Annotated in this window: 12 protein-coding genes; 3 read left to right on the plus strand and 9 right to left on the minus strand. The window is 43.6% G+C overall.

The window, feature by feature from the left end; translation table 11 throughout:
* Positions 1–53 precede the first annotated feature (53 nt).
* Entirely contained in the window at positions 54–872 is an 819-nt protein-coding gene (gene panB / locus JS40_RS01690) for a 3-methyl-2-oxobutanoate hydroxymethyltransferase (RefSeq protein WP_034257870.1), read from the minus strand.
* A 65-nt stretch (positions 873–937) separates the two neighbouring features.
* Here panB and JS40_RS01695 point away from each other — a divergent pair, with 65 nt between their 5' ends.
* The gene (locus tag JS40_RS01695) at positions 938–1399 is read left to right on the plus strand and encodes a nuclear transport factor 2 family protein (protein ID WP_034257871.1); all 462 of its coding nucleotides are present in this window, start codon (positions 938–940) and stop codon (positions 1397–1399) included.
* Here the strand turns inward: JS40_RS01695 and JS40_RS01700 are convergent.
* A complete protein-coding gene (locus JS40_RS01700; protein ID WP_034257872.1) occupies positions 1396–2820 on the minus strand; it encodes an L-serine ammonia-lyase in 1425 nt (474 codons plus the stop codon). The genes JS40_RS01695 and JS40_RS01700 overlap by 4 nt on opposite strands.
* Before the next feature lie 107 nt (positions 2821–2927).
* On the opposite strand from JS40_RS01700, the gene JS40_RS01705 reads away from it, so the two are divergent.
* A complete protein-coding gene (locus tag JS40_RS01705; RefSeq protein ID WP_034257873.1) occupies positions 2928–3704 on the plus strand; it encodes an SOS response-associated peptidase in 777 nt (258 codons plus the stop codon).
* A 9-nt stretch (positions 3705–3713) separates the two neighbouring features.
* Here the strand turns inward: JS40_RS01705 and dinB are convergent, their stop codons facing one another.
* Positions 3714–4934 (minus strand): DNA polymerase IV, encoded by a 1221-nt coding sequence (gene dinB / locus JS40_RS01710; RefSeq protein ID WP_034257874.1) that lies wholly within the window; start codon positions 4932–4934, stop codon positions 3714–3716.
* A 43-nt stretch (positions 4935–4977) separates the two neighbouring features.
* Positions 4978–7989, minus strand: coding sequence for a DNA polymerase III subunit alpha (locus tag JS40_RS01715; RefSeq protein ID WP_051957459.1), 3012 nt, complete (start codon positions 7987–7989; stop codon positions 4978–4980).
* Between the two features lie 271 nt (positions 7990–8260).
* Between JS40_RS01715 and dnaK the strand changes: the two genes are divergently transcribed.
* Entirely contained in the window at positions 8261–10171 is a 1911-nt protein-coding gene (gene dnaK / locus JS40_RS01720) for a molecular chaperone DnaK (protein WP_034257875.1), read from the plus strand.
* Positions 10172–10438: 267 nt separating this feature from the next.
* Here dnaK and JS40_RS01725 read toward each other — a convergent pair whose 3' ends face one another.
* From JS40_RS01725 to JS40_RS01745, 5 genes are all read right to left on the minus strand, one after another.
* Positions 10439–10891 carry an SRPBCC family protein gene (locus JS40_RS01725; RefSeq protein ID WP_034261919.1) on the minus strand — a complete coding sequence of 151 codons (453 nt, stop codon included), beginning with the start codon at positions 10889–10891 and terminating at the stop codon, positions 10439–10441.
* A gap of 13 nt (positions 10892–10904) precedes the next feature.
* On the minus strand, positions 10905–11327 hold the full coding sequence (locus JS40_RS01730; protein WP_034257876.1) for an SRPBCC family protein: 423 nt from the start codon (positions 11325–11327) through the stop codon (positions 10905–10907).
* A 115-nt stretch (positions 11328–11442) separates the two neighbouring features.
* Entirely contained in the window at positions 11443–12156 is a 714-nt protein-coding gene (locus JS40_RS01735; protein WP_034257878.1) for a gamma-glutamylcyclotransferase family protein, read from the minus strand.
* 120 nt (positions 12157–12276) lie between these two features.
* Positions 12277–12831 (minus strand): DUF4256 domain-containing protein, encoded by a 555-nt coding sequence (locus JS40_RS01740; protein ID WP_034257880.1) that lies wholly within the window; start codon positions 12829–12831, stop codon positions 12277–12279.
* Between the two features lie 275 nt (positions 12832–13106).
* A complete protein-coding gene (locus JS40_RS01745) occupies positions 13107–14213 on the minus strand; it encodes a poly(ethylene terephthalate) hydrolase family protein (RefSeq protein WP_034257881.1) in 1107 nt (368 codons plus the stop codon).
* Positions 14214–14237: the final 24 nt, after the last annotated feature.

Here is a 14237-nt window from a genome sequence, read left to right on the forward strand (position 1 = left end):
CTTCTGAATGATTTTTTAGTTCAGGAATACGCTTTGGAAGCTTTTAAAAAAAATTAGTACTGCTCCGAATCATTGGGGAAATCACCACTTTTTACATCGTCACTGTACCGCTGAAAGGCACCGGTCATTTCCGAATACAGATCCAAATACCTCCGAAGGAAACGCGGATGGAATTCGTGTGTCATCCCGATCATGTCGTGAGTAACCAAAACCTGCCCGTCTACACCGTTTCCGGCACCAATACCAATGATAGGTATGGTTAGACTTTCGGCGACTTCCTTAGCCAATTTCGCAGGTACTTTTTCCAAGACCACAGCAAAGCATCCGGCCTTTTCCAGCAATAGCGCATCCTCCTTTAGTTTTTCGGCCTCTTCGTCTTCCTTGGCTCGAACGGTGTACGTTCCAAATTTGTAGATAGACTGCGGGGTAAGACCCAAATGTCCCATCACGGGAATTCCTGCGTTCAAAATGCGTTTTATCGATTCTTTAATTTCTTTTCCGCCTTCCAGTTTCACGGCATGTGCACCGCTTTCCTTCATAATTCGTATAGCAGATCGCAGTGCTTCTTTCGGGTCGCTTTGATAGCTGCCAAAAGGAAGGTCGACCACCACCAGACTTCGTTGTATGGCCCGCACGACCGAAGCCGCATGGTAGATCATTTGATCGAGTGTGATAGGTAGCGTCGTCTCATGCCCGGCCATTACATTGGAAGCCGAATCCCCTACGAGGATGACATCGATCCCGGCGCTGTCCACGATCTTCGCCATGGTAAAATCGTAAGCGGTGAGCATGGAGATCTTTTCTCCCTTCTTTTTCATATCCACAAGGGTCTTGGTCGTGATCCGCTTGTATTCTTTTTTGGCTACTGACATACGTTTTGTAACAAATTGAGCGGTAAAAGTACTAATTTTGAGAATCAATCCTTATACAATCTATTATGAAGTTCGTTGTACTACTCCTTTGTGTTTTTTCCGTTTCTTTAACTTTTGCGCAGACAGCTTTAACTGAAGCTGAAGCCAAAGAGGTGATCGATGTTTTTTTTGAAGGATTTCACAAAGGGGATACGTTGAAGATGCGTTCCGTTATGGCGGAAGATATGGTAATGCAAACTGCTTCTTCCGACGCAGAAGGAAATCATAAGATTTCAAATGGAAAAGCATCCGATCTGTTACTGGCGATCGCCAATCGGCCCGAAACACAACAATGGGACGAGCGGTTGTTGGATTATAAGGTACAGATCGACGGCAATTTAGCCCACGTTTGGACCCCTTACGAATTTTGGTTCAACGGGCAGTTCAGTCATTGTGGCGCAAATGCCTTTACATTGGCACGAACCAATGCCGGCTGGAAGATCCTGCATTTGATCGATTCAAGAAGAAAAACCGATTGCGGACATTAACAGTCGCTTAAGTTCACCTGTACTGCCAAGCCTCCTTCGCTGGTTTCTTTGTATTTACTGGTCATATCTTTAGCTGTTTCCCACATAGTGGCAATTACCTTGTCCAAAGGTACTTTGGCCTGTGTCGGGTCGCCGTCCAATGCCATTTCACATGCATTGATCGCTTTAATGGCACCCATGGCATTACGCTCGATACACGGAATCTGTACCAAACCGGCTATGGGATCACAGGTAAGTCCTAAGTGGTGTTCCATAGCGATCTCGCTGGCCATCTGGACTTGTTCGGGGGTTCCTCCCATAAGTTCGGTAAGCGCTCCTGCTGCCATGGCAGAAGAAACACCAATTTCTGCCTGACAACCGCCCATGGCAGCCGAGATGGTCGCTCCCTTTTTAAAGAGGCTGCCAATCACACCCGCAACCAGCATGAACTTTCGAACATCTTCAAAATTGGCATCATGATTCTCAATGACCATATAGTACATCATCACAGCAGGGATCACACCTGCACTGCCGTTGGTAGGTGCCGTAACCACTCTTCCCAATGAAGCATTCACCTCGTTTACCGCCAGTGCGAAACAGGATACCCATTTTAATATTTGACGGAATTTCACTTCGGTGCCACGGATCGATTCGATCCACTCTTCCGGATTCGTGTACGAAGCATCTCCAATAAGGTTCTTGTGCATATCGAATGCCCGCCGCTGTACGTTGAGTCCGCCGGGGAGCTTCCCTTGGGTGTGGCAGCCCACATACATAGAGTCCAACATCACCTCCCAGATGGCTTTTAAGCCCTGGTTGATCTCTGCTTCATTTCTAAGAGACAGTTCATTTTCGAGGACGATCTCAGATGTAGACTTATTGTGGGTTCTGCAGTGAAGCAGTAGATCGGCTGCTGTTTCCACTTGATGTGGGAACTGTGCAAATTTTTCCAGTTTCTTTTTAGCGCGTTTCCGCTCCTTCTGCACGACAAATCCTCCTCCGATAGAAAAGTAGGTTTCAGAAGTTTTCTTGCCATTTTTCAGGTTTGCCCTAAAGGTGATCCCGTTGGGATGGAATTCCAAGAATTTCCTGTTAAAGGAGATGTTTTCCTTCGGAATAAAGGGAATCTCCCGTTCGCCGTTGAGCATTATTTTATTTTCTGAAGTGATAGTACGTATCTCGTCTTCAATACGCTCGATAGGAAAGGTAATAGGATCTGCCCCCGAAAGCCCTAACATTACTGCGGTATCGGTGGCATGGCCTTTTCCGGTAAGGGATAGGGAGCCATAGAGATCGACAGTAACAGTTTCAACCTCCTCAAAATGCCCTTTGGCCTTCAATGCGTCGATCCATCGGCCAGCAGCCCGCCACGGACCGAGGGTATGAGAACTGGAGGGTCCAACGCCTATTTTTAACATGTCAAAAACACTAATGCTTTCCATGGGATAAGTTATAGGGCAAATATAAGTTTCTATTTTACAAGTATACGAATCATGGCCTTATAAAAAATTAGGTTTATGTTGTATCTTCCGTTTAAATTATTTGACGGATGTGTTATGATATTAAAGCGAGTTTAGAAGCACAGTTGAACAGAGCCAGGCGCCGTAACGATCTACAGGCAATTGATGAGATCATGGAGCGATTACTTCCTTTAACCGATCTGCCAATTTATCATTCCTCAGGATTCAGTCATCCGGAAATATTAATCTATACCGATCGATCCCCTGATTTTCCGGAGGTAGCCACCTGGGGGTTGATTCCGCATTGGGTAAAGGATATAGAACAATCAAAGAAATTATGGAATAATACCTTAAATGCGCGGGGAGAAACAATTTTTGACAAACCGTCTTTTCGTACATCTGCCATGTCTAATCGCTGTATCATCTTTGTAGATGGATTTTATGAGCATCACCATTTCGACGGCAGTACGTATCCCTTCTTTATTTATCATGGTAGCGGGAAACCTTTGCCACTGGCGGGATTGTGGAGTGAATGGAGTGACCCTGACTCGGGGGGTGTGATATTGACTTTTTCAATCGTTACCACCACAGGAAATACGTTGCTTAGTAGAATTCATAATAATCCCAAATTGAAAGGTCCTCGAATGCCTGTTATACTATTAGAGGAAGAGGAAGACGATTGGTTGCAGCCTATGGAGGATGAATTGGATAAAAAACGTATTGAAAAACTAATTCAGGAATATCCGGAAGACGAGTTAAAAGCGCATTCTGTGACGAGATTACGTGGAAAGGAGTACCCCGGCAATGTATCGGAAATTTCGGAGGAAGTAATATATCCCGAGCTCAAGGAGCAGTTCGGTGACTAATGTATCTTTTTATTGTCTTCTGTTGGCTAACAATGGAGGTGGCTCTCCTGTAAAAGGATTCCATCTGCTAATACTTTTTGCCCCCATCCCTGAAGCTTTGATTACTGCGCGATCCCCATAACGCTCTCGCATTTTGTCCATGGCCTGATATAAATTGATGATCTTTTCATTATCATCAAACAGATCGATCTGTTGCCCCCCGGCCACCAAATGACTAAACCGCACACCCACTAACCGGACGAGCATCCTTCTTTGATATAAATTTTTATACAATTCCATTACAACCGGAAGGATCTTATGATCGGCAGCGCTATATGGAATATGTTTTTGTTGCGTATAGGTCTGAAAATCGGAGTATCGAATCTTAAAAGTCACACAGGCTGTTAGTTTATTTGCTCGGCGTAATTGATACACGAGATTTTCGGCCATCGCAGTAATGATACCCTCCAGTTTCCGTATATCGGTAGTGTCTTTATCGAAAGTGCGTTCGGTTGAGATGGACTTTCGCTCGGTGTATTGTACTACAGGAGAATTGTCGATTCCATTTGCTTTCTTCCAGATTGTTTCTCCGTTTTTTCCAAAAACACGCGCCATCATTTCTATGGGCATTTCTTGTACTGTTTTTATTTGTTTTATTCCCAGATCACATAGGGAACGATAGGTCACTTCTCCCACCATGGGGATTTTGCGTACCGAAAGCGGAGAGAGGAATGGTTTTTCAGTACCGCTAAGAATTTGCATCTCATTATTAGGTTTTGCCTCACCCGTAGCGATCTTTGAAACCGTTTTGTTGGAAGAAAGCCCGAACGAGATAGGCAATCCGGTCTCTTTAATAATACGGGTTCGTAGTGCTGAAGCTAATTGATGACAACCAAAGAATTTATCCATCCCGGTAAGGTCTATATAAAACTCGTCGACCGAAGTTTTCTCGTACAAGGGGACACTTTCTTTAATCACATCGGTTACCATGTTTGAAAATTTACTGTAAATACCCGAGTTACCACGAACGATTACCGCTTCAGGACAGAGTTGTCGGGCCAATCGCATAGGCATAGCCGAATGAATACCAAAAGCCCTCGCTTCATAGCTACAGGATGCTACTACACCTCTATCACTGGTGCCTCCAATAAGTACCGGCTTCCCAGTTAATCGGTTATCTAATAACCGTTCACACGATACAAAAAAAGTATCTAAGTCCATGTGAACGATATGACGATCTTGACTATTCATTGATCTTAAAGAAATAGATTGTGAGTTTTTTGTACGGGACCTCTTATACTTTTTGTACTGGGCGAATACGCCTATTAAAATTCTTTACAGAGCTTGATCGCGACTGAATATCACTATATCTAGGATCTTGAATAATAGGGTAGCGTACCATTTTTGTGACTTCTATGGATATACAGTCAAATTCTTCCATGACGTTTCCGGTGATTCCATAGATTCCTTTTCCTCGAAAACGATAGGCTGCTGCCACGGGAGGGAAATGCACCGTATCGATAAAATCTCCATCACGGTCCAGAAAAGTGCCAAAGTACATAGGCTTTCCTTGAGAAGTGGCCGTGTGCTTTGTGGCTATTAGGTAGCCTTCAATGGTTACGCTCTTTCCTATAAAAGCAGAGAGCTTTTTTGCTCTCATACTACTTCTTGCCGGAGCCAAGAGCAGATCGAAAGGATTACACAGCGGAAAGCCAAGGAGTTCCATTTCATCAAAGGCATCTTCCATACGTGTGTTGGGTAGCTGTGGAGTGTGAAAGTTCATTTTTTTAGTTTTAAAAAGGGTTAATTCGGTGTTTTCAAGATTGACTTTGTGAATTTTCATATGAGCTTCCCACAGTAGCTCACGCTTGTTTCTATTGGTAAAACGAAAGGCATTTGCTTTTATAAGGATGTTGATCTGCTCTATGGAAATGACCACACGGTCTATAAAATCGTCGAGACTTTCATAATATCCTCTTTGCTGACGCTCTGTGAGTATTTTTTTGATGATGTTGATTTCCAGTGCATGCAAAAAACCAAGGCCAAGGAAGATCGTTGTTCCTTGAATGGTCGCTTCAGAGGTACTGTGATTGATACAGGGTGCTACAATAGTTCCTCCATGCATGCGTGCTTCATGGACATAAAGTTCGGCGGAATAGAATCCTCCTCCGTTATTCAATGTGGCGACCATGTATTCCAAGGGGTAATATGCTTTAAGGAAAAGACTTTGATAGCTTTCTACGGCGTATGAGGCCGAATGGCCTTTCGCAAAGGCATATCCTGCAAAGCTTTCTATTTGCCGCCATACTTCGGCAGTGAGTGTTTCCGATTTTCCCGAAACATGACAATTGTCGAAAAATTGTTGTTTGACCTTTAAAAACTCCTCTCGTGAACGGAATTTTCCGGACATTCCTCTACGTAACATATCTGCTTCACTAAGCGTGAGACCTCCAAAGTAGTGCGCTACTTTTATTACATCTTCTTGATAGACCATCACTCCGTAGGTTTCAGGCATGATATCCAGCATGACAGGATGTGCTTCTTTTCGCTTTTCGGGATAACGATAACGAAGGATGTATTCGCGCATCATTCCCGATTTCGCTACGCCGGGCCGAATGACCGAGCTAGCCGCTACCAGTCCCAGATAATTGTCTACCTTTAATTTTCGAAGCAACATTCGCATTGCCGGGGACTCTACATAAAAGCAACCAATCGCTTTGGCATTTCGCAATAAGTCTTTGATGCGTTCGTCTTCCTTAAACCGTTTGATATCATGAATATCAATGGGTGGCAGGTTGGGATGGTTGTATTTCACGATGGATACACCATCCTTTATTTTTCCTAAACCACGCTGACTTAAAATATCGAATTTATACAAACCTATATCTTCTGCAACTACCATGTCGAACTGTGTAGTAGGAAATCCTTTTGGGGGCATAAATGTGGCAGTATAATAATGGATGGGTTTTTCGGAGATAAGGATACCCCCTGCGTGGATGCCCAAATAATTAGGAAACCCTTGAATATATTTGCTGTAAGTGATTACCAGTCGTGATAATTTGTCCAATTCCTTATAGGTATATTCTCCTTTGGAAAGAAGTTCTATCTCTAATGTGGGAAGCCCAAATACTTTTCCCAACTCCCGGACCGAAGCTTTATACTTAAAGGTGTTGTAGACCGTAAGAAGGGCTGTATTCTTAAATCTACGAAAGATAAAGGCAGTGATGTCATCCCGGTCCTTCCACGAAAAATCGAGATCGAAGTCGGGAGGGTTCTTACGATATAGATTAATGAATCTTTCAAAATAAAGGTCGAGTTCTATGGGATCTACATCGGTGATGCGAAGTAAATATGCCACCACACTATTAGCTCCACTTCCGCGGCCTACGTAAAAATATTGCTTGCTGCGAGCGTACTTGAGAATCTTCCAATTGATGAGAAAGTAAGAGACAAACTTTTTTTCTTTAATAATGTGTAGTTCTTTTTCGATACGGTCCAGAATCTTATCTCCGGCGGTTTCGTAACGATAAGGGATTCCCGCATAAGTAAGCTTTTTTAATAGTTTGAAATCAAGGACTTCATTGCCTGTGTATGTATTTTGATTCTGAGGGATTCCTTTACTAACATCGAAATCGATATGACAGCGATCAAGTAATTTCTTTGCATTTACAATAAGTTCGGGAAATTCATGAAACGGTTTCGCTATAGAAGCTTCACAGGCCAGAAGATCTGTTTCTCTTCCCTGTTGTGAAACAGTTAACTTACTAAGTAAAGTATTGTTGTCTATTGACCGCAGCAATCGATGTGTATTAAAATCCTTCTTGTCTTTAAAGGATACCGTGTGTAATAGAACCAACTTATGCAATTGTTGTCGCCAGGAGGAAAATTTCAACCGATTGAGGTCCGTTTCATGAACTCCCACAAATTCATTCTCATTAAGTTCTCGATGTGAGAAGGAGTTAAATGGATAGATGGTAAAAGTATGTGGGAGCACAGGAGCTTGCTGCGGAATCTCGTTACCCGGTAACAGGCAATCTGATAGAAACGCGTTGATCTCACGGAAACCTTCATTGTTCTGTGCTAAAAGAATGAATTGCTGTTGCGCCCCCCGTCTGAAATCAACACCTAGAACAGGACGTATTCCATGCTCGGGTGCTAAACGCACGATGTCTAAACAGGCTGAGGTGGTATTGATGTCGGTCAATGCAAAACAACCGATTCCCAATTGTTGTGCCTGCTCTAGCAAGTCTTTGGGTTTCAAAGTGCCGTAACGGAGACTGTAGTAGGAATGTACATTAATAAACATATGTATTGGATATATTCCAAAATTATGGAAATATTCCAATTCAACAAAATGAAGTTGTGAACAATTTTATCTTCCCTATTCTTTGCAAGAGGGATTGAGGCAGAATACCGCGTATTGCCGAAAGCCCGGTCTTCTCTTTGACGTCGCCCCAAAGAGAAGACTTGCCCAAAGAAATATGACAGGATGGCAGAACCTCCCCGCTGGCATAATCCTTGTCATACACAGAGCGTAATTAATAATTTGAATTAGTAAAATATATAACTATAACACTATGAGTAAAATAATTGGAATCGACTTAGGAACTACCAACTCGTGTGTCGCCGTAATGGAGGGTAGCGAGCCAACTGTAATTCCGAATGCCGAAGGAAAAAGAACCACACCTTCTGTAATTGCGTTTGTTGAAGGTGGTGAAATTAAAGTAGGGGATCCCGCTAAACGACAAGCGGTGACCAACCCTAAGAAAACCATTTCTTCCATCAAACGATTTATGGGGAATAAGTTTTCTGAATCGAAAGCGGAAGCCGAACGCGCTGCTTTTGATGTGAAAAAAGGAGATAACGATACGCCTCGTGTGGACATCGACGGACGTCTGTATACACCACAGGAATTGAGTGCCATGATCCTTCAGAAAATGAAGAAAACGGCCGAAGATTATCTGGGACAGGACGTTACAGAAGCGGTGATCACCGTTCCTGCGTATTTTAACGACAGTCAGCGTCAAGCGACCAAAGAAGCCGGGGAGATCGCCGGATTAAAAGTGCGTCGTATTATCAACGAGCCTACAGCAGCTGCATTGGCGTACGGATTGGATAAAAAAGGACAAGACCAGAAGATCGTTGTTTTTGACTTTGGTGGTGGTACGCATGACGTATCCATCTTAGAATTGGGTGACGGTGTCTTTGAAGTATTGTCTACCGATGGTGATACCCACTTGGGAGGTGATGATGTAGACCAAAAGATCATTAATTGGTTGGCAGATGAATTTCAGAAAGAAGAAGATATGGACCTTCGCAAAGATCCTATGGCGTTACAGCGCTTGAAGGAAGCTGCCGAAAAGGCCAAGATCGAATTGTCTTCCTCTTCTCAGACTGAGATCAACTTACCTTATGTAACAGCCACCGCCAGCGGACCAAAGCACTTGGTAAAGACCTTGACCCGTTCTAAGTTCGAGCAATTGATCGACGATTTGGTGAAACGAACCATTAAGCCTTGTGAGTCGGCGTTGAAAGCTGCCGGACTGTCTAAGAGCGATATCGACGAGATCATTCTTGTTGGAGGTTCTACACGTATTCCTGCCGTACAGGAAGCTGTTGAAAAGTTCTTCGGAAAGGCACCCAGCAAAGGAGTGAATCCTGATGAGGTAGTAGCCGTTGGTGCTGCGATCCAGGGTGGTGTCTTGACGGGTGATGTGAAAGATGTCTTGCTGCTGGATGTGACACCATTATCTTTAGGTATTGAGACCATGGGTGGTGTGATGACCAAGTTGATCGAGGCGAACACAACCATTCCTACCAAGAAATCACAGATTTTCTCTACCGCTGCAGACAATCAGCCTAGTGTGGAGATCCATGTATTGCAAGGAGAGCGTCCTATGGCGGCGGACAATAAAACGATTGGCCGTTTTCACTTAGACGGAATTCCACCGGCGCAACGCGGGGTGCCGCAGATCGAGGTAACCTTTGATATAGATGCCAATGGTATCATTAAAGTAAGTGCTACCGATAAGGCCACGAACAAGACGCAAGACATCCGAATTGAAGCTTCCAGCGGGTTGACCGAAGAAGAGATCAAGAAGATGAAAGCTGAAGCCGAAGCAAATGCAGAAAGTGATAAGGCTGCTAAAGAAAAAGTGGATAAGATCAATGAAGCCGATGCGATGATCTTCCAAACCGAAAAGCAACTGAAAGAATTTGGCGATAAATTGTCCGATGACAAGAAGAAGCCAATTGAAGATGCATTGGAAGAATTGAAAAAAGCATACGAGACTAAAGAGGTTGCAAACATTCAGCCTGCCTTGGATAAGATCAACGAAGCGTGGAAAACAGCTTCCGAAGAGATGTACAAAGCACAAGCCGAAGCCCAACAAGGCGCTCCAAGAGGAGAGCCACAGGGTGATACGTCCAGCCAGAACGGCAGTGAAAACGCCGATGTGGAAGATGTAGACTTCGAAGAAGTCAAGTAGCCTTTTTTGAGCGAACTATTCTGCTGCAAAAGCAGGAACTTCACAATGATAAATTGAAAAAAATGCCCTGTGAAAGCAGGGCATTTTTTATTGGGTACCTTCTTCGGGAAGAAAAGACCATTGTGCCGTAAAATATGAGACACACCCGAAATAAAGGCCTAATAATTTTTGCTATTCTATTCGCACTATGAGATAACATATTGAGACTTATTCACAATGGATAATAGAAGAAAAAAGAGGCGATGACGATCTTGAAGCAACATGAAATTATGATTCACATAAGTGTTTTAGAGCTTCCAGTGCCTTTGGCCAGGTGGTCTCGAAATAGCTCTTCCACTGCTCATTGGCATCCATACTCACTTTAAGGAGGGTGGTCTCCGGTCCTTCCGGGATAAAAGTGTATTCCTCACGGGCGCCGGCCCATAGTTCAATATCGGGACCGGTAGTGATCTCTTTACCGTCTTGAACAATTCCCAAATGTTCAATACTGATGAATTCATGAGGACGTAGTTCCCGTATACGGCTAACCATTCCGCCTTGTCCCTGCTCATCATCTTCACCTAGAAAAAGTATTTTCGTGCCCTCTTTCCAGTTTCCTTTAAAATAGGAGGTAGGATTAAAGGCTGCCGTCCAATGGCGAAAGCCGGCATCACTTATCATCGTTTTGTACACAATTGCAACAGATGCCTGAATGCGGATATTAAAGTGTAATGTTTCCATGGGCATAGATTTTTTAGGAATGGCTCTCTACATAAAATTTAAAGGTATCGAGGATCGCCTGCCAACCTGCACGCTGCAGGTCTTTTGAGTTTTGATCCTCGGGATCGAAGGTTTCTTCAACCAACACTCCGTCATCTTTTGGCATAAATGTAACACGTACACCTCTCCCGTCATCCAGGGTATAGGCAATACGCTCCTTTTCTTTGATCTCGGTATACATTCCGGTGAAGTCAAATCCCACACTTCCATCTTTGGCTTCCATACGGTAGTTGAAGTGACCTCCCTCTTTAAAATCATTTGTTGCACGCGGCGTATGCCAATCGGGTGATGCCTGATTCCATTTGGTGATATGTTTTGGAGTCACCCAGTACGCCCATACGGTCTCCAGCGGCGCATCGACCATTACCGAAACTTTTATGCGATCAGTTTTTTTCATGGGTAGATGTTTCAAAACGTCTTTTTAGAGGATGACGTTCGTAAGACTAAAAGTATAAAATAAATACATTTCAATGAACTTCCCGGTGGAAAAACTATCCATTACCGCTCTTTATTTACAACGTATCTCTTCTTTTTAAATATAGAATTGGTGCCACGAGCTTTGAGTCGAATGGCTTAGTAGAAGCGTCAAATTCCTTTCGTGCATCTTCTCCCATGCGTGCGTAGGCCTGAAATACCAAATCGACATAAGCCTTATCGATAATAGCCGTGACGCTATCATTCGAACTATTGAGAATATATTCAGGTTTTGCTTTGTACGCGTAGACTGTTCCATTCTCAATAGTGTATTCACGTAATCGATTGCTTACATCTATACGTTCGTACCCCAATTCCATAGCATCGATACGCTCCAGATCCTGGGGAGTTACAAAATATAGTACGCCATTAATACTTTGGGAAGCTTCGGGCATGATATTCAAGAAAACGGCTTTATGAATTGGAATTGTATCGCCATCACGTACAAAAAATGGCTGGTATGCCAAGAGCTCTTTGGGAAGAGCCGGATCATTCGTATCACCTGCAAAGTTCCAAGCTCTTTTAAAGCCCATCAAGTGAATATGATAGACTGAATCGCGGTATTCATGACCCACAGTTTCTTCTATGGCTTCTTTGGAGGTTAGGGAACCATAACCAATCAATCCCACCTTATTTTCGGGAATATTAATGATGGATTTTTCCGGAGAGGGTGAACAACCGTTCAAGATGGTATTGCACACGACGAGCAAACCGAACAGGATGCATAAACTTTGGTAGTGTTTTGTTTTCATGTGTAGAGTTCGCTGTGCTTATTAATGTACTGCCAAGCAACAGCATAATAAAGATATTCAAAAAAGCAATCGTTAAAACACCATTTGGACGTTTTAGTTTTTAGGTCAATAACATAGCATTCAAAGTGAGATCCATCCTCGAAAACCCCGTCCGGCATAGTAGGATTCGGCGCCGTTGTGATAGAAGAACACCCTGCCAAAGCGACGGTCCCCAAAGAGAGCACCACCTAAGGCTCGCATGTTTTCCGGGGTTTTAATCCAGCTGGAAGTTTTAGTATCGTAGTCGCCCAGTGTTTGTAAATATAGATACTGATCCTCATCAAGGAGTTCGATTCCCATGGTTGCAGCCATATCCACCGCATTTCCCGAGGGTTTGAACTTCTTGCGGGATTCCAGGGCTTCTTGATCGTAGCATAGACTGCGACGCTCTTTCGGACTCTCTTTCGAGCAGTCAAAAAATACATAGGTATCTGTTTCAGAAATGTAGTCAACCACATCGGGCTCCCCGCCGGTGCGTTCCATTTCGTGGAGCGACCATAGTGCTGTGGGAAGAGAAGCCAATTTCGATTGAACATTACTCCACACCAATCCTTGATGGCGCTGTGGATTCTTGCTGAAACGCTTTTCGAGGGTGCTAAGAAGTATCTCTGTTTGTTCTTTGGAAATCTTTTTCATAAAATGATGCAGTTATTCTGAAATGTTTAAAACACCATATCGTAAGACGTGTTGAGGTAGGTAGATTCAATTATCCAATTCAAATTAACTCACTTAAGGACAGCTTAGAATTGAGCCCAATTGCTTCATTGATGTTTTAGTAACCTATAACGACTTATTACAGCTGTTTCATAATATGTACAACCAATTCGTCTTAAATATATCACATTAAAGATAAGGTTAAATTCAATTAAAACCGAATGCCGCCTTTTCGCAATACTTAGGGTACCAACAAATTATCTTTTAATGACCTTCTGTGTTGTGACACCCTTTTCGGTAAATAGTTTTATTACATAGATACCTGATGCAAAATTCGACACGTCCAGAAATGTTACGTTGCCTTCAAGGCGCAACAGATGCTCTCCAAGGGTGGTATAAAGTTCGACTTTAAGTAGCGGCTGCGTGGTTGATCCTATAAATATTCTCGAATCACTCGGATTGGGATATATTTCAGCAACCAATTCATCCAAGGGGACTCCTAACAATTCACAATTAAAATCTTGTTCGACCTTAGACGCAGCAGGAGGGTCTACTAACAGAGTTTCTGTCAATAAAGGGCAGTAGCAGTCATTATCTTCTACATATAATTTGAGCCATGACAATGCAATTTTACCCACCGCACCATTTCCGCCATTCGGCGAATTCGCTACGGAGTGATTTCCATTTGCGATTTCGAACAGCAACTTATCGGTGGTACTTGGCGTCACGTTGTAGTGAATATCTGCGTGTTGCGCGGGAGGGGCTACCGTATCAGCTTCACCACTAAAAATGAGTACCGGACTTTCATGATTCAGTTGAGGACTTGTAAGATAGGGGCATAAGGCAACAACGCCGGCTATAGAATTGTCTAATACAGCCGCCCTTTGCGCACCTCCGCCACCCATGGACCACCCGCTTACAGCAAGTTGTTCAAGGTTTAGAGCACCTTCCAGTGGGGACGAGACCCTTACGTTTTCCTGTCGGATCGTTTCCAGAGCATCCAATAGTGCCAGTGCCCGTGCCTCCGGAAAATCGAAAGGTGAATTTGTACCTATGATGATAGCGACAATACCGTGTGATGCATAAAAAGGCCCCCATTCCGCTACACTGGAAGGTGCCGCCGTAAAGCCGGGAACGATCGCAATACTGGCAAAGGGGGGTGTAGCGTTGGTTGGATAATAGACCGTTGCACCGTTATAATCGGGTCCATTGCGTATCCCGTCGGCTTCGGTAAGTGTGGCAACCTCATAAGGCCCGGGATTTGTAAGGCTTTCGACCGTAATACCATCACATTGTGCAAAAATACTGTTGGTGAAAAGTGCCGAAGTGATCGTAAACAGTAAGAAAAGGTATAAGTTTTTCATAATTCTTGGTTGTAGTCGGTTTAT

This window comes from Altibacter lentus (assembly GCF_000746845.1).
In the GTDB taxonomy this organism is placed as follows: Bacteria; Bacteroidota; Bacteroidia; order Flavobacteriales; family Flavobacteriaceae; genus Altibacter; species Altibacter lentus.